Raw genomic sequence first — 14843 nt, 5'->3', positions numbered from 1 at the left:
GGTCAATCCTCGTGTGAAGTGTTGCTCTCTGAGGTCGGCATTCTAGTGATTCGCCAGATGCGGTAAAGTCATTACCTATCTGCTTTGAAGATGGGTTGAGCCATGAGCATGCAATGGAATCTGGAGCAGTTGCGGTTGTTTGCCAGCGTAGCGGAGCAGCGATCGTTTTCTGCCGTGGCGCGGGATCAGCGCAAGGCGCAGTCGGCGGTCAGCAGTTCGATAGCGTTGCTGGAGGAAGACCTGGGCGTCAGCCTGTTCGACCGCAGCAGCGGCCGTCAACCGAAGCTCACTGAAGCCGGCACGGCTTTGCTGGACGAAGCGCGGGAGGTGTTGCGCCAGTGCGAACGGCTCAATGGCCGGGCGCTGGCGATGATGCGCGGTCAGGAGGCACGACTGCGTGTGGCGCAGGATGAAGCGATGCCTTATCAGCCGATCATCGAAAGCTTCGAGGCCCTGGCGGAAAAATTCCCCAGCCTTGAAGTGCAACTGACCAGCGCCGCCCAAGGCGATGTCGCGCGCAAACTGGTGGAGCGGCGCGCGGATCTGGGGCTGCTGTTCTTTCACGATCAGATTCCCGAGGCACTTGAGCGGCGGGTGCTGGGCAGCGTGGAAATGGTCACGGTGTGCGGCAAGGATCATCCGTTGGCGCGCAAAGGCGCAGTGGACGGCCAACAACTGGCGCAACATCGGCAGTTGCTGATGTCCACGGAGTCGAGCATATATCCCGGCAGTGATCCCGCCAGCCCGCAAGTCTGGCGCGCCGACAGTTTCTATGTGATGGCCGAATGGCTGGTGCGTGGCCTCGGCTGGGCCTGGCTGCCACGCCATGTGGTGCAGTACCCGACCTATCAGAACCAGATGGTCGAACTGGTCAGCGAATGGACCCCGCCAGCCCTGGTGGTGGAGCTGGTATGGCGCCGGGATGAGCCGCTCGGTCCGGCCGCGCGCTGGCTCGCCGAACGTTTTGCCGTGCACTTGCAGGCGATTGGCGAAAAAAGCCGATAAACTCCGCCGCCATGAATAGAACTCTCTATACCGCGCTGTTTTATCTGGGGCTGCCACTGGTAGCGATTCGGCTTTGGCTGCGCGCGCGCAAGGCGCCGGCGTATGCCAGGCGCATCGGCGAGCGCTTCTCCTACGGGATGCCGGTGATGAAACCGGGCGGCATCTGGGTGCACGCCGTCTCGGTGGGCGAAAGCATTGCTGCCGCGCCGATGATCCGCGCCTTGCTGGCGCGCTACCCGGATCTGCCGATCACCGTGACCTGCATGACGCCGACCGGTTCGGAGCGCATCCTGGCACTGTTCGCCAATGAGCCGCGCATCCAACACTGTTATTTGCCTTACGACCTGCCTTGCGCTGCCCGGCGCTTCCTCGATCGGGTCCGGCCGAAACTGGCGGTGATCATGGAAACCGAGCTGTGGCCCAACCATATCCATCAGTGTGCCAAACGCGGGATCCCCGTGGCGTTGGCCAATGCGCGGCTGTCCGAGCGTTCGGCCAGGGGCTACGGCCGGTTCCCCAAGCTGACCCAGCCGATGCTGACCGAGATGAGCCTGTTCGCGGTGCAGACCGAAGCCGAAGCCCGACGCTTGCGCGACTTGGGCGCGCGGGCGGAAACCGTCGAAGTGACCGGTTCGATCAAGTTCGACCTGACCATCGACCCGCAACTGCTTGAGCGCGCCAGCCAATTGCGCGGGCAATGGCAGGCGCTGGAACGACCGGTGTGGATCGCGGCCAGTACCCATGACGGCGAAGACGAGGTGGTGCTGGCGGCTCATCGTCAGTTACTGGCCAGTCACCCCGATGCCTTGCTGATTCTGGTGCCGCGGCATCCGGAACGCTTCAATTCGGTGTACGGGTTGTGCCTGCAACAAGGGTTCGCCACGGTCCGGCGTTCCAGCGGCGATGCGGTCAGTGCGAATACTTCAGTGCTGCTTGGCGACACCATGGGCGAGTTGTTGTTTCTCTACGCCCTGGCTGACAGTGCTTTCGTCGGCGGCAGCCTGGTGCCGAACGGCGGGCATAACCTGCTGGAGCCGGCGGCCCTGGCCAAACCGGTGCTGAGTGGGCCGCATCTTTTCAACTTCCTCGAAATCGCCGCGCAGTTGCGCAGTGCCGGGGCGTTGCAGGAAGTGGAGGATGCCGAAGGCCTGGCGGTGGCGGTGCAGCGGTTGTTTGAACTGCCGCTTGATGCGCAGCGCATGGCAGAGGCCGGGTTGAATGTGATGCGCGCCAATCAGGGTGCGTTGCAGCGGTTGCTGGACGGGTTGGGGCGGTTGATCGACCGATAGACCGTGCTGCCTTCATTCGCGAGCAAGTCGAATCGTCGCACCGCCGCTCCCACATTGGATCTTCTGTGAGCACAGGTTTTGTGTACGACAGTAGGTCAATGTGGGAGCGGTGGTGCGGCATTCCGACTTGCTCGCGAAGCTTTTGCTTTTACTGCTCCGGTCTCGCTTTCAACTGCTCAGCTGCAGCCTTGGCCAGATCCGGCGGCAGGAAATCCTTGTCCGGGTTGTAGTTGGGATTGAGCCAGCGTTTCAGGTCTTGCAGATCCCCCGGATTCAACGTGCCGGCCTGTTGCTTCAAACGCAGGTTGTCGAGGATGTAGTCGTAGCGGGTGTTGTTGTAGTCGCGTACCGAGCTGTACAGCTGGCGCTGCGCATCCAGTACGTCGACGATGTTTCGCGTGCCCACCTGATAGCCGATTTCAGTCGCTTCCACCGCACTCTGGTTGGAGATGATCGATTGCTTGCGCGCCTGTACCTGCTCGACATCGGTGTTTACCGCGCGGTGCAGGTCGCGGGTGTTTTCCACGATCTGTCGGCGCAGGGACTCGCGCTGCTGCTCGGTCTGGTCCAGTTGTGAATACGATTGACGCACCTGGGAGCTGATCAGGCCGCCGCTGTAGATCGGTATGTTCAGTTGCAGGCCAACGGTCGTTTGCTCGACGTTGCCACCGTACGGCAGGGGTTGGTTGTTCGGGTTGCTGAAGCCCAGTGCGTCGTTGTCGCCTTTCTCGTACTTGGCTATCGCATCAACCGTTGGCAAGTGCCCGGACTTGCGCTGCTTGAGGGTTTGCTCGGCGGCGCTGACGGCATAGTTGCTGGCCAACAGATTGAGGTTCTGCCGGCCCGCCGTTTCGACCCAGGCCTTGGCGTCGTTCGGTGCTGGCGGCAGGATCGGCAAGTTATGGCTGATGCCCCAGATCGAGTTGTACTGACGGTTGGTCAGGGTGATCAATGCTTCAAAGGCGTCGTCCACCTGGCGCTGCGCAACGATGCGGTTGGCGCGTGCGGTGTCGTAGCTGGCTTGTGAGTTCAATACGTCGGTCTTGTCCGAGAGGCCGACATCGAAACGCTCGTTGGATTGATCGAGCTGGCGTTTGAACGCCGCTTCTTCGGCCTTGGTCGAGGCCAGGTTGTCCTGGGTGCGCAGCACGTTGAAATAGCTGTTAGCGGTTTGCAGGATCAGGTTCTGCTCGGTCGCCGAGAGTTGCAGGGCGGCCTGTTCGTTGACTTCCTTGGCGGCCTGGAACTGGAACCAGCGGTCAGCCCGGAACAGCGGCTGCGCCAAAGTGGCCTGGTAGGAATGAGCATCGCGGTTGGACGTGGCGGACGGTTGATCGAGATCCGTACGCACCTCGGAAATATTGGCGCCGCCCGAGAGGTTCGGCAGCAGCCCGGCGCGGGCCTGGGGTACGACTTCCTTCTGCGCGCCGTATTGGGCAATGGCAGCCGCCAGATCGGAGTTGTTGTTGACGGCTTCCTGATAAACGCTGACCAGGTCCGTCTTGGTCGATAAGGGCACATCTGCTGCCCAGGCCATTCCATTGGACGCACAAGACACGGCAAGGGCCAGTGAGAGTTTGCGCAGCATAGATGTTCCCTAGATTTGATATTACACAGATAATTTGAACGCCAAGGCTAAGGCGCTGCTTTGACAGCGTCAATGCGCGGCTCAGCGTAGCGAGTGTAGTTGTGCATTCGGGTGGCAACAATCCTGATACTGCGTGCAATAACGCCATTCATCATGGTGTTTACCGTGGGGTTGGCGTTCTTTGCCAGTTGTGTCTAGACTGGCCGGGTTCTTGTCGGGGTGCCTTGCTATGAGGCTGAGATCGAATAATTTCGGATCCCGTTGAACCTGATCAGGTTAGCGCCTGCGTAGGGAACAAGATTTCTCGTCACCCGGCGAGTCCTCTTGTGCTTCGTCCGGGATGTTGTTCGACAATCGAACACCCCTCGAGCACCGAGCACAGCACAGCTGGTTTTCCCAGCGCCCGTGCGTCCATTCGTTTACAGGTTCGCTCCGACAAAAATCCACTGCCTGGATGCTGTCTGGAGAGCCCGTGATGACTACAAAAGCAAAAATCGCCACCAACCTGAGTGACTCGGCCAAGGTCGATCAGCAATCGGTTCAGCCGTTTACCCGCTCGCAAAAAATCTATGTCCAGGGCACCCGCCCGGACATCCTCGTGCCGATGCGCGAAATCAGTCTGGACGTGACGCCGACCGACTTCGGCGGCGAGGTCAATGCACCGGTAGTGGTGTACGACACCTCGGGCCCGTACACCGACCCCAATGTCATCATCGATGTGCGCAAAGGCCTGGGCGACGTGCGTTCGCCGTGGATCGAATCCCGTGGCGATACCGAGCGCCTGAGCGGCCTGAGCTCGAATTTCGGCCAGGAACGTCTTGCCGATCCGGAGCTGACCAAGCTGCGCTTCGCTCACGTCAACAATCCGCGTCGCGCCAAGCCGGGTGCCAACGTCAGCCAGATGCACTACGCGCGCAAAGGCATCATCACCGCCGAAATGGAATACGTTGCCATCCGCGAAAACATGAAGCTGGAAGTGGCTCGTGCCGCCGGCCTGCTGGACCAGCAACACGCCGGCCACAGCTTCGGTGCCAGCGTGCCGAAAGTCATCACTCCAGAATTTGTCCGTGAGGAAATCGCCCGTGGCCGCGCGATCATTCCGGCCAACATCAACCACACCGAACTGGAACCGATGATCATCGGCCGTAACTTCCTGGTGAAGATCAACGGCAACATCGGCAACAGTGCCCTGGGTTCGTCCATCGAAGAAGAAGTGGCGAAACTGACCTGGGGCATTCGCTGGGGTTCGGACACGGTCATGGACCTTTCCACCGGCAAGCACATCCACGAAACCCGCGAGTGGATCATCCGCAACTCGCCGGTGCCGATCGGTACGGTGCCGATCTACCAGGCCCTGGAAAAAGTTGGCGGCGTGGCCGAAGACCTGACCTGGGAGCTGTTCCGCGACACGCTGATCGAACAGGCCGAGCAGGGCGTCGATTACTTCACCATCCATGCCGGTGTGCTGTTGCGCTACGTGCCGATGACCGCCAAGCGCGTGACCGGCATCGTCTCCCGTGGCGGTTCGATCATGGCCAAGTGGTGCCTGGCGCACCACAAAGAGAACTTCCTCTACACCCATTTCGAAGACATCTGCGAAATCATGAAGGCCTACGACGTCAGCTTCTCGCTGGGCGATGGCCTGCGTCCGGGCTCGATTGCCGATGCCAACGACGAAGCGCAGTTCGGCGAGCTGGAAACCCTCGGCGAGCTGACCAAAATTGCCTGGAAACACGACGTGCAATGCATGATCGAAGGCCCGGGCCACGTGCCGATGCAGTTGATCAAAGAGAACATGGACAAGCAGCTGGAGTGCTGCGACGAGGCGCCGTTCTACACTCTCGGCCCGCTGACCACCGACATCGCGCCGGGTTACGACCACATCACCTCCGGTATCGGTGCGGCGATGATCGGCTGGTTCGGTTGCGCCATGCTCTGCTACGTCACGCCGAAGGAGCACCTGGGCCTGCCGAACAAGGATGATGTGAAGACCGGGATCATCACCTACAAGATCGCCGCGCATGCCGCCGATCTGGCGAAGGGTCACCCGGGCGCGCAGATTCGCGACAATGCCTTGAGCAAGGCGCGTTTCGAGTTCCGTTGGGAAGACCAGTTCAACCTGGGCCTCGATCCGGACACCGCCCGTTCGTATCACGATGAAACCCTGCCGAAGGATTCGGCCAAGGTCGCGCACTTCTGCTCGATGTGCGGGCCGAAATTCTGCTCGATGAAGATCACCCAGGAAGTCCGCGAATACGCGGCCAACCAACGGATCGAAGCGGTTGACGTGGACGTCGCCCAGGGCATGGCCGAACAGGCCGAGCGCTTCAAGCAGGAAGGCAGTCAGCTGTACCAGAAAGTTTGATCTGACCTGAGGTCGGCGGTGCTTGCACTGCCGCCATCGCGAACTTGCTCGCGAAGGCGATCTTAACAACAACAAATGTCCCTCTGAGATAACACCTTTGAGCATTCAACCCAGCACTTACTCCCCCGATATCGCGGTGCCGACCGACAAGCGTGTGTTCGGCGGTCGTGACCTGTTTTCCCTGTGGTTTTCCCTCGGCATCGGCCTGATGGTCTTGCAGACCGGTGCATTGCTCGCGCCAGGCCTGGGCCTGTCGGGTTCGTTGCTGGCGATTTTCCTCGGCACCCTGGTCGGCGTTCTGCTGCTGGCGGCGGTCGGGGTGATTGGCAGTGATACCGGTCTGTCGTCGATGGCCGCGCTCAAGCTCAGCCTCGGCACCAAAGGCGCGAGCCTGCCGGCGGTGTTGAACCTGCTGCAATTGATCGGTTGGGGTTCGTTCGAAATCATCGTCATGCGCGACGCCGCCAGCCTGTTGGGTGCGAAGGCGTTCAGTGACGGCAGCCTGCTGTCCAATCCGGTGTTGTGGACCCTGTTCTTCGGCGCACTGGCGACCCTGCTGGCTGTTAGCGGTCCGTTGACGTTCGTCCGGCAGATCCTGCGCAAATGGGGCATCTGGCTATTGCTGGCCGCTTGCACCTGGCTGACCTGGAACCTGTTCGCCAAGGCTGACCTGGCCGCGTTGTGGGCCCAGGCCGGTGACGGTTCGATGCCGTTCGCCGTGGGTTTCGACATCGCCATTGCCATGCCGTTGTCGTGGTTGCCGCTGATCGCCGACTACTCGCGCTTCGGCAAGCGGGCGAAAAACGTCTTCGGTGGCACCGCCATCGGTTTCTTCATCGGTAATTTCTGGCTGATGAGCCTGGGCGTGGCCTACACCCTGGCGTTCGCGCCGAGCGGTGAAGTCAATGCGTTGCTGCTGGCGCTGGCCGGTGCCGGCCTGGGGATTCCGCTGTTGCTGATTCTTCTGGATGAATCGGAAAACGCCTTTGCCGATATTCACTCGGCAGCGGTGTCCAGCGGGATTCTGTTGCGTGCCAAAGTCGAACACCTGGCCCTGGCCATCGGCGTTATCTGCACGCTGATTGCCCTGCTGGCGCCATTGGCCCAGTACCAGAATTTCCTGCTGCTGATCGGTTCGGTGTTTGCGCCGTTGTTCGGCGTGGTGCTGGTGGACCACTTCATCCTGCGCAAGCGTAGCGGCCAGGTGGCCTCGGCTGCACTGCGCTGGCCGGCGCTGCTCGCCTGGCTGGGCGGGGTCAGCACCTATCATTTGCTGGCCAACCTGTACCCGGATGTCGGCGCCACCCTGCCGGCACTGGTCCTGGCAGGGCTGCTGCAGCTTGTGCTGGGCCGGGCCTTCAGTTACGGCCGGGAAACAGCTCGGGCTTGATGATGCCGTTCAGGCGAGGGTAGGGGATCTTCAGTTCGACATGGCCCAGCGCGTAAGGCGCGATGCTGCTGGTTTCGTACTTGAGGATCACCCCACCGTAGGTCAGCGCCACGTTCCGGGTTTTCTGGAACGGCCAGCTCTTCACGAACTCCGGTTCCTGATCGAGCTTGGTGCTGATCAGCCAGCTGTTGTGCGCCACCTGCGCCGCTTTCCAGAACGCTTCTTCCTGCCCTGGCACCAGCATGTCCGACAGCGTCAGCACTTTATGCTGCTGGCGCGAATAGTTGATGAAACCTCGACCTGGGGTGCCATGGGCACCGCCGGTGTCCAGGTAACTGGACAATTCGACGATCACCAAGCCGTCATGCTGCTCACGTACCTTAGCCTGCAGATAGCTGCTGTTGCGCGGGCCGGCGGTGCGCAAAAACTCTTCGCGATAGGCCGCCAGGGTCGGGGCCACCGGGGCTTCGGGTGAGGTACGGGTCATTTGCAGCAGGCGTTTTTCGATGATGCCGTCAAGTGCAGGCTCGGTCGGAAAGTGCACGGTATCGATGTTGACCAGCGGGCAATCCGGGTTGCTGCAACCGGGCTTGAGTTGCTCGGAAGCGTCGCGGGTGGTTTCCAGCGGTGTCCGGTAGTTGGGCTGGAACAGGCTCGCGCAAGCACCCAGGGTCAGGGCGATAGCGGCCACGGAGGCGATTTTGAAAAGCGACATGAGCGTCCTTTCTGAAACAGGGGGGGCAAAAAGTTACCGGCTTCGACTCTCAACAAAGCAGTCAGTTCGCCACTAAGCTAATTAGAGTGGGTTTCGCCTTCACCGTCTATCCCGCTGACGGGAAAGGGGCTGCATCAAACATCACGGGCGCGTTAGGATGGCGCGAAGTCGAGGCCCAGGAAAAAAAGGAGCCTCGAACAGGATTTGCAGTAAAAGAGGATTGTCATGACGGATTTTGCCAACGCCATTCCGACCGCCGTTGATATCGTGCGGCGCGAAAAGTGCTACGAGGGCTTTTACAAACTCGAACGCGTGCACTTGCGCCACGAATTGTTCGCCGGGGGCATGAGCCGCGAGATCAATCGTGAAGTGTTCGTTCGCCATGACGCGGTCTGCATGCTGCCCTACGATCCGCAGCGCGATGAAGTGGTGCTGATCGAGCAGTTTCGCGTCGGCGCCATGGGCAAGACCGACAACCCGTGGCTGATCGAACTGGTCGCTGGTCTGATCGATAAGGATGAAGTGCCGGAAGCAGTTGCTCACCGCGAGGCGCAGGAGGAAGCTGGGCTGGAAATCGGGGCGCTCTGGCCGATGCTCAAATACTTTCCATCGCCGGGCGGCAGCAACGAATTCGTGCATCTTTACCTGGGGCGTTGCGACACAACCGGGGTTGGCGGCCTGCATGGGCTGGAGGAAGAGGCAGAAGATATTCGCGTCACGGTCTGGGCTTTCGACGATGCCCTGCAAGCCGTGCGCGACGGACGTATTGCCAACGCGGCGAGCATCATTGCCTTGCAATGGCTGGCTTTGAACCGCGTTGAAGTGAGGGGGTTATGGTCGTAAACAAGCTGCGCGATCGCTATCGGGTGGACCTGGTGGGGCTGCAAGCGTCCTGCGAGGCGAACTACGCGCGCCTGATGCGACTGCTGCCGGACATGCGCAGCGAGCCCGCCGCGCGGCGCATCGCCGTGACCCATGGCGACCAGATGCTGGGTGTGCTGGCTCTGGAAGTGTTGCTGACCTGTCCTTACACCACGACCCTGCAAGTGCGTCAGGAACACAGCCTGCCGTGGTTGCCGGTACCGCAACTGGAAGTGCAGGTCTATCACGACGCGCGCATGGCCGAAGTGGTCAGCGCCGAACATGCGCGACGCTTTCGCGGCATCTATCCTTACCCGAACGCCTCGATGCACCAGCCGGACGAAAAGGCCCAGTTGAACATGTTTCTGGGCGAATGGCTGAGCCATTGCCTGGCGCTGGGGCATGAGTACGAAGTCGTCCGTTAACTGAGCGCCGCAGTTGTGAACTGCGTCAGGTTCACAGATTTCCCCTTTCGACCGTCCCCCAGCATAATTGCGGCACTTACCCATCCCCGTGATCACGCCCTGGGAGAACGCCTTGCCGAGCGTATCCATATTGACCACCGCCGATCCGGCGTTGCTGGTGCAACTCTCCGACAGCCACCTGTTTGCCGAAGCGGACGGTGCGTTGCTGGGCATGAACACCCGCGACAGTCTGCAAAAGGTCATCGAGCTTGTGCGCGCGCAACAGCCACAGATCAATCTGATCCTGGCCACGGGTGATCTGTCCCAGGACGGGACGCTTGCGTCCTATCAGCAATTTCGCGAGATGACGAGCCAGTTGGACGCGCCGGCGCGCTGGATTCCCGGCAACCACGACGAGCCGCAGATCATGGCCGCGGCGGCGGTGCAGAGTGCTTTGCTCGAACCGGTGGTGGATATCGGCAACTGGCGGGTCACGCTGCTCGACTCGGCGGTGCCGGGTTCGGTGCCGGGGTATTTGCAGGACGAACAGTTGCAGTTGCTCGCCCGCTCGTTGAGCGAAGCGCCGGAGCGCCACCATCTGGTGTGCTTCCACCATCATCCGGTTTCGATTGGTTGCGCGTGGATGGAGCCTATCGGTCTGCGCAATCCCGAGGCGTTTTTTGAAGTGCTGGATCGTTTTCCACAGGTGCGTGCCGTGCTGTGGGGACATGTGCACCAGGAAATCGATCAATTGCGTAACAGCGTGCGTCTGATCGCCTCGCCGTCCACCTGCATTCAGTTCGAGCCCGGCAGCGAGGATTTCAAGGTCGGAGAGCAGGCGCCGGGCTATCGCTGGTTGCGGCTGTTGCCCGACGGGCGGCTGGAAACCGGGGTGGAGCGGGTTACCGGGTTCGATTTCACTGTGGATTACGGCTCCAACGGCTACTGACTGTTCATTTTTCAGGTAGACCGAGGCGCGGCCATCGCGAGCAAGCCCGCTCCCACATTGGATCTGCGTCATTCACAAATCCCCTGTGGGAGCGAGCTTGCTCGCGATGACGTCTTCAAAGACACCTCGAATTCTGCGGATATCCCCGATTCCCCAGAGTCCCTGTAAACTCCGCCTCTTTAGCCGACGTCAGGGAGCTCAAATGTCCGGTTCGATCCTTTATATCCACGGCTTCAACAGCTCGCCGTTGTCGAAGAAGGCCTGTCAGTTGGTCGAGGTGATGGAACGACTGGGCCTGAGCGAACACTTGCGCGTTCCGGCGTTGCACCACCACCCGCGCCAGGCTATCGACCAGCTGGAACAGGCGATTGCCGAGCTGGGGCGACCACTGCTGGTCGGCAGCTCGCTCGGCGGCTACTATGCCACTCACCTGGCCGAGCGCCATGGCTTGAAAGCCCTGTTGATCAACCCTGCCGTCAGCCCGCACCGGATGTTTGACGGCTTTCTGGGGACGCAGAAAAACCTGTATACCGAAGAGACCTGGGAAATGACCCACGACCACGTGACGGCCCTGGTCGAACTGGAAGTGCCGGCGCCCCAGGAGCCGCAGCGTTATCAGGTATGGTTGCAGACAGCTGACGAAACACTGGACTATCGCCTCGCCCAGCAGTATTACCGGGCATGCGCCTTGCGTATCCAGGCCGGCGGCGACCACAGTTTCCAGGGTTTTGCCGCGCAACTGCCGGCCATGTTGAGTTTTGCCGGCATTGGCGCCGATTTGTATCAGGCAATCGATTTCACCGCATTGTGAGCGATAGCCCCATGAATTCTTTTTTCACCGAACACTGACGACGAGACCCCATGGCCACTCCCAGCGCTAGCTCTTATAACGCAGACGCCATCGAAGTCCTCTCGGGCCTCGACCCGGTGCGCAAACGCCCCGGCATGTACACCGACACCAGTCGGCCGAACCACCTTGCCCAGGAAGTCATCGACAACAGTGTCGACGAAGCCTTGGCCGGGCATGCCACATCGGTGCAGGTGATCCTGCATGCCGACCATTCCCTGGAAGTCAGCGATGACGGCCGTGGCATGCCGGTGGACATTCACCCCGAGGAAGGTGTTTCGGGCGTCGAACTGATCCTCACCAAGCTTCACGCCGGTGGCAAGTTTTCCAACAAGAACTACCAGTTCTCCGGCGGCTTGCACGGGGTAGGCATTTCCGTGGTCAACGCCTTGTCCACCGAAGTACGGGTGCGGGTCAAGCGTGACGGCAACGAATACCAGATGACCTTCAAGGATGGCTACAAGGCCACCGAGCTGGAAGTCGTCGGCACTGTCGGCAAGCGCAATACCGGCACCAGCGTGTTCTTTGCGCCGGATCCGAAATACTTCGACTCCCCGAAATTCTCCATCAGCCGCCTCAAGCACGTGCTCAAGGCCAAGGCCGTGTTGTGCCCGGGGCTGCTGGTCAGTTTTGAAGACAAGGCCACCGGCGAGAAAGTCGAATGGCATTACGAAGACGGCCTGCGTTCCTACCTGGTGGATGCGGTCAGCGAATTCGAGCGCCTGCCGGACGAGCCGTTCTGCGGCAGCCTGGCCGGTAATAAAGAAGCGGTGGATTGGGCGCTGCTGTGGCTGCCGGAAGGTGGCGACGCGGTGCAGGAAAGCTACGTCAACCTGATCCCGACCGCCCAGGGCGGCACCCACGTCAACGGTTTGCGTCAGGGCCTGCTCGACGCCATGCGCGAGTTCTGCGAATTCCGCAGCCTGTTGCCGCGCGGTGTGAAGCTGGCGCCGGAAGACGTCTGGGAACGCATTGCCTTTGTGTTGTCGATGAAAATGCAGGAGCCACAGTTTTCCGGCCAGACCAAGGAGCGCCTGTCGTCCCGTGAGGCGGCGGCGTTCGTCTCCGGTGTGGTCAAGGACGCCTTCAGCCTGTGGCTCAATGCCAACCCGGAAACCGGCATGCTGCTGGCGGAACTGGCGATCAACAACGCCGGCCGTCGCCTCAAGGCCAGCAAGAAGGTCGAGCGCAAACGCATTACCCAAGGCCCGGCGCTGCCGGGCAAGCTGGCCGACTGTGCCGGACAGGACCCGATGCGTTCCGAGCTGTTCCTGGTGGAAGGTGATTCCGCCGGCGGCTCGGCCAAGCAGGCACGGGATAAAGAGTTCCAGGCGATCCTGCCGTTGCGCGGCAAGATCCTGAACACCTGGGAAGTCGACGGCAGCGAAGTGCTGGCCAGCCAGGAGGTGCACAACATCGCCGTGGCCATCGGCGTCGACCCGGGCGCGGCGGACATGAGCCAGCTGCGCTACGGCAAGATCTGCATCCTCGCCGACGCCGACTCCGACGGTCTGCACATCGCGACCTTGCTCTGCGCGTTGTTTGTCCAGCATTTCCGCCCGTTGGTGGATGCCGGTCATGTCTATGTCGCCATGCCCCCGCTGTACCGCATCGACCTGGGCAAAGAGATTTACTACGCCCTCGATGAAGCCGAACGCGATGGCATCCTCGATCGTCTGGTGGCCGAGAAGAAACGCGGCAAGCCGCAGGTCACCCGATTCAAGGGGCTGGGTGAAATGAACCCGCCGCAGCTGCGCGAGACCACCATGGACCCGAACACCCGGCGCCTGGTGCAGCTGACCCTGGAAGATTTCGAGGCTACCTCTGAAATGATGGACATGCTGCTGGCGAAGAAACGCGCCGGCGACCGCAAGACCTGGCTGGAGTCCAAGGGCAACCTGGCCGAGGTATTGGGCTGATGCGTCTGGGCTTTGCCCTGGCCTGCGGGTTGATGTTGACGTCGATCGCAGTATCCGCCGAGCCGGCGATACAGCTGCGCCTGTTGTCCGAGCATGTCGTCGACGGCATGCGCGGCGGCAACCTGTCCGGGCTGGCGCAGTGCGGCAATGATCTGTGGGCGGTTTCCGACCGCGACGATGATCAGATCTACCGCCTCGATACCAGCGAATCTGCCTGGCAGGCCGAAACGGTGCACATCGACGTACCGACGGTGCCTGACAGCGGATTGCCCTGGGGGTTGAAGTCCCGCGTTTGGGGCGCTTCTTTCGTGCGTGGCGGTAATCTGGACTTCGAGGGCATCACCTGCGACAGCGCCGGTAATCGTTATGTGGTCAGTGAAGGCCATGCCGCTGTCTTGCAGGTGCCGCCGACGGGGCCTGCCACCTGGTTGAAAATCTCGCCGATGCTGGTTCGCGAGGCGCGGGCCAGTGGCCTGCTGTTGCAATTCAACGCGCTGTTCGAAGGGCTGGCGATCAATCCGGCGGGCGATCAGATGTGGCTCGCCGCCGAGCGTCAAGGCCGCGGGCTGCTGATGATCAAGCGCAAACAGACGTTGTGGGACTGCGACGGTGGCTGCGTGCTGCTGAGCGAGGCGGGCATGGAAATGCAGCCCCAGCAGTTTCCCCACGCCAAAGCTGCCCCGCGGGATTTCTCTGACCTGTCGCTGTTCAACGGCAAGCTGTTCACCCTTGAACGCAACGCCTACCAGATCTGCCGCCGGGATCCGCAGACTGCCAAGGTCGAGCGTTGCTGGTCGTACGCTGCCGAGTTGTTGCAGGAAAACCGTCGTTATCCACAGAACTACGGGTTGGAAGAAGCATTGATAGTGGATGCCGATGGCGCCTGGGTCGGTGTCGACAACAACTTTGGCGCCCGTGCCGATGGCGAAGTGCGTCCGGTGGTCTGGCGCTTCGCTGCACCGGAAGGTGGCTGGAGTGCCAAGCCGTGAGGCAGCAAACCCCGGGGCAGCGCATCGGCCGGGTGTTCATGGTGCTGGCCTGGTGTGCGGCGCTGTTTCTGGCCACGCGGTTTTTTGGCCAGTGGGAAGCGCGTCAGCAAAATCCGAATGTGGTGGTCAGCTCGCAGCAGGGCGAAGGTTTCATCGAGGTGAAACTGATCAGCAATGCCCAGGGGCATTTTGTCGCCAGTGGCCAGATCAACGGCCAGACGGTGGACTTCATGCTCGACACCGGGGCGACCGATGTGTCGATCCCGGCGGACCTGGCCAGGCGCTTGAAGCTCAAAGAAGGATTCGGTGTGACCCTGAGCACGGCCAATGGCTTGAGCCAGGGCTATCGCACCCGTATCGAGCGCCTGCAACTGGGCGACATCGTGTTGCACGACGTGCGCGCATTGGTGGCCCCGGGGCTGCATGGCGATCAGGTGTTGCTCGGCATGAGCGCACTGAACAAACTTGAATTTACCCAGCGCGGTGGCACCATGCTGCTGCGCCAGACAACGAACCGATGAG

The 14843-nt window shown here is 61.2% G+C and carries 13 protein-coding genes and 1 riboswitch; of the genes, 11 read left to right on the top strand and 2 right to left on the bottom strand.

The window, feature by feature from the left end; translation table 11 throughout:
• The first annotated feature begins 102 nt into the window (after nucleotides 1-102).
• Nucleotides 103-1005: a LysR family transcriptional regulator gene (locus PMI29_RS19050; RefSeq protein WP_177323270.1), complete on the top strand. Its 903-nt coding sequence runs from the start codon at nucleotides 103-105 to the stop codon at nucleotides 1003-1005.
• Nucleotides 1006-1016: 11 nt separating this feature from the next.
• Complete coding sequence (gene waaA, locus PMI29_RS19055; protein WP_007996560.1) at nucleotides 1017-2294, top strand: lipid IV(A) 3-deoxy-D-manno-octulosonic acid transferase; 1278 nt, start codon at nucleotides 1017-1019, stop codon at nucleotides 2292-2294.
• A gap of 148 nt (nucleotides 2295-2442) precedes the next feature.
• Here the strand turns inward: waaA and PMI29_RS19060 are convergent, their stop codons facing one another.
• Nucleotides 2443-3882, bottom strand: coding sequence for a TolC family outer membrane protein (locus PMI29_RS19060; protein ID WP_007996559.1), 1440 nt, complete (start codon nucleotides 3880-3882; stop codon nucleotides 2443-2445).
• 205 nt (nucleotides 3883-4087) lie between these two features.
• Nucleotides 4088-4193: riboswitch (TPP riboswitch) on the top strand.
• 164 nt (nucleotides 4194-4357) lie between these two features.
• On the opposite strand from PMI29_RS19060, the gene thiC reads away from it, so the two are divergent.
• Nucleotides 4358-6247, top strand: coding sequence for a phosphomethylpyrimidine synthase ThiC (thiC, locus tag PMI29_RS19065; protein ID WP_007996558.1), 1890 nt, complete (start codon nucleotides 4358-4360; stop codon nucleotides 6245-6247).
• 97 nt (nucleotides 6248-6344) lie between these two features.
• A complete protein-coding gene (gene cytX / locus PMI29_RS19070; protein WP_033052228.1) occupies nucleotides 6345-7637 on the top strand; it encodes a putative hydroxymethylpyrimidine transporter CytX in 1293 nt (430 codons plus the stop codon).
• On the opposite strand, the gene PMI29_RS19075 is transcribed toward cytX, so the two are convergent.
• Complete coding sequence (locus PMI29_RS19075; protein WP_007996556.1) at nucleotides 7606-8352, bottom strand: RsiV family protein; 747 nt, start codon at nucleotides 8350-8352, stop codon at nucleotides 7606-7608. The genes cytX and PMI29_RS19075 overlap by 32 nt on opposite strands.
• Nucleotides 8353-8577: 225 nt before the next feature.
• Here PMI29_RS19075 and PMI29_RS19080 point away from each other — a divergent pair, with 225 nt between their 5' ends.
• The 7 genes from PMI29_RS19080 (at nucleotide 8578) to PMI29_RS19110 (ending at nucleotide 14842) form a co-directional block, all read left to right on the top strand.
• Entirely contained in the window at nucleotides 8578-9195 is a 618-nt protein-coding gene (locus PMI29_RS19080; protein ID WP_007991550.1) for an NUDIX domain-containing protein, read from the top strand.
• A complete protein-coding gene (locus PMI29_RS19085) occupies nucleotides 9186-9638 on the top strand; it encodes a DUF1249 domain-containing protein (RefSeq protein ID WP_007977461.1) in 453 nt (150 codons plus the stop codon). The genes PMI29_RS19080 and PMI29_RS19085 overlap by 10 nt, the downstream gene beginning before the upstream one ends.
• A gap of 112 nt (nucleotides 9639-9750) precedes the next feature.
• Nucleotides 9751-10566: a 3',5'-cyclic-AMP phosphodiesterase gene (cpdA, locus tag PMI29_RS19090; RefSeq protein WP_007996553.1), complete on the top strand. Its 816-nt coding sequence runs from the start codon at nucleotides 9751-9753 to the stop codon at nucleotides 10564-10566.
• A 202-nt stretch (nucleotides 10567-10768) separates the two neighbouring features.
• The gene (locus tag PMI29_RS19095) at nucleotides 10769-11377 is read left to right on the top strand and encodes a YqiA/YcfP family alpha/beta fold hydrolase (protein WP_007996552.1); all 609 of its coding nucleotides are present in this window, start codon (nucleotides 10769-10771) and stop codon (nucleotides 11375-11377) included.
• A 50-nt stretch (nucleotides 11378-11427) separates the two neighbouring features.
• Complete coding sequence (gene parE, locus PMI29_RS19100) at nucleotides 11428-13332, top strand: DNA topoisomerase IV subunit B (protein WP_007996550.1); 1905 nt, start codon at nucleotides 11428-11430, stop codon at nucleotides 13330-13332.
• On the top strand, nucleotides 13332-14321 hold the full coding sequence (locus tag PMI29_RS19105) for an esterase-like activity of phytase family protein (protein WP_007996548.1): 990 nt from the start codon (nucleotides 13332-13334) through the stop codon (nucleotides 14319-14321). Before parE ends, PMI29_RS19105 begins: the two co-directional genes overlap by 1 nt.
• The gene (locus tag PMI29_RS19110) at nucleotides 14318-14842 is read left to right on the top strand and encodes a retropepsin-like aspartic protease family protein (RefSeq protein WP_007996547.1); all 525 of its coding nucleotides are present in this window, start codon (nucleotides 14318-14320) and stop codon (nucleotides 14840-14842) included. The genes PMI29_RS19105 and PMI29_RS19110 overlap by 4 nt, the downstream gene beginning before the upstream one ends.
• Nucleotide 14843: the final 1 nt, after the last annotated feature.

The sequence above is a fragment of the Pseudomonas sp. GM49 genome, assembly GCF_000282355.1.
Classification (GTDB): domain Bacteria; phylum Pseudomonadota; class Gammaproteobacteria; order Pseudomonadales; family Pseudomonadaceae; genus Aquipseudomonas.
The sequence above is the reverse complement of the archived record's forward strand: the minus strand, read 5'-3'. Positions and strand labels throughout refer to the sequence as shown.

Coding starts and splice junctions, on each gene's coding strand:
- PMI29_RS19050 (WP_177323270.1), top strand. CDS start 103: ATGAGCATGCAATGGAATCTGGAGCAGTTGCGGTTGTTTGCCAGCGTA.
- waaA (WP_007996560.1), top strand. CDS start 1,017: ATGAATAGAACTCTCTATACCGCGCTGTTTTATCTGGGGCTGCCACTG.
- PMI29_RS19060 (WP_007996559.1), bottom strand. CDS start 3,882: ATGCTGCGCAAACTCTCACTGGCCCTTGCCGTGTCTTGTGCGTCCAAT.
- thiC (WP_007996558.1), top strand. CDS start 4,358: ATGACTACAAAAGCAAAAATCGCCACCAACCTGAGTGACTCGGCCAAG.
- PMI29_RS19075 (WP_007996556.1), bottom strand. CDS start 8,352: ATGTCGCTTTTCAAAATCGCCTCCGTGGCCGCTATCGCCCTGACCCTG.
- PMI29_RS19080 (WP_007991550.1), top strand. CDS start 8,578: ATGACGGATTTTGCCAACGCCATTCCGACCGCCGTTGATATCGTGCGG.
- PMI29_RS19085 (WP_007977461.1), top strand. CDS start 9,186: ATGGTCGTAAACAAGCTGCGCGATCGCTATCGGGTGGACCTGGTGGGG.
- PMI29_RS19095 (WP_007996552.1), top strand. CDS start 10,769: ATGTCCGGTTCGATCCTTTATATCCACGGCTTCAACAGCTCGCCGTTG.
- parE (WP_007996550.1), top strand. CDS start 11,428: ATGGCCACTCCCAGCGCTAGCTCTTATAACGCAGACGCCATCGAAGTC.
- PMI29_RS19105 (WP_007996548.1), top strand. CDS start 13,332: ATGCGTCTGGGCTTTGCCCTGGCCTGCGGGTTGATGTTGACGTCGATC.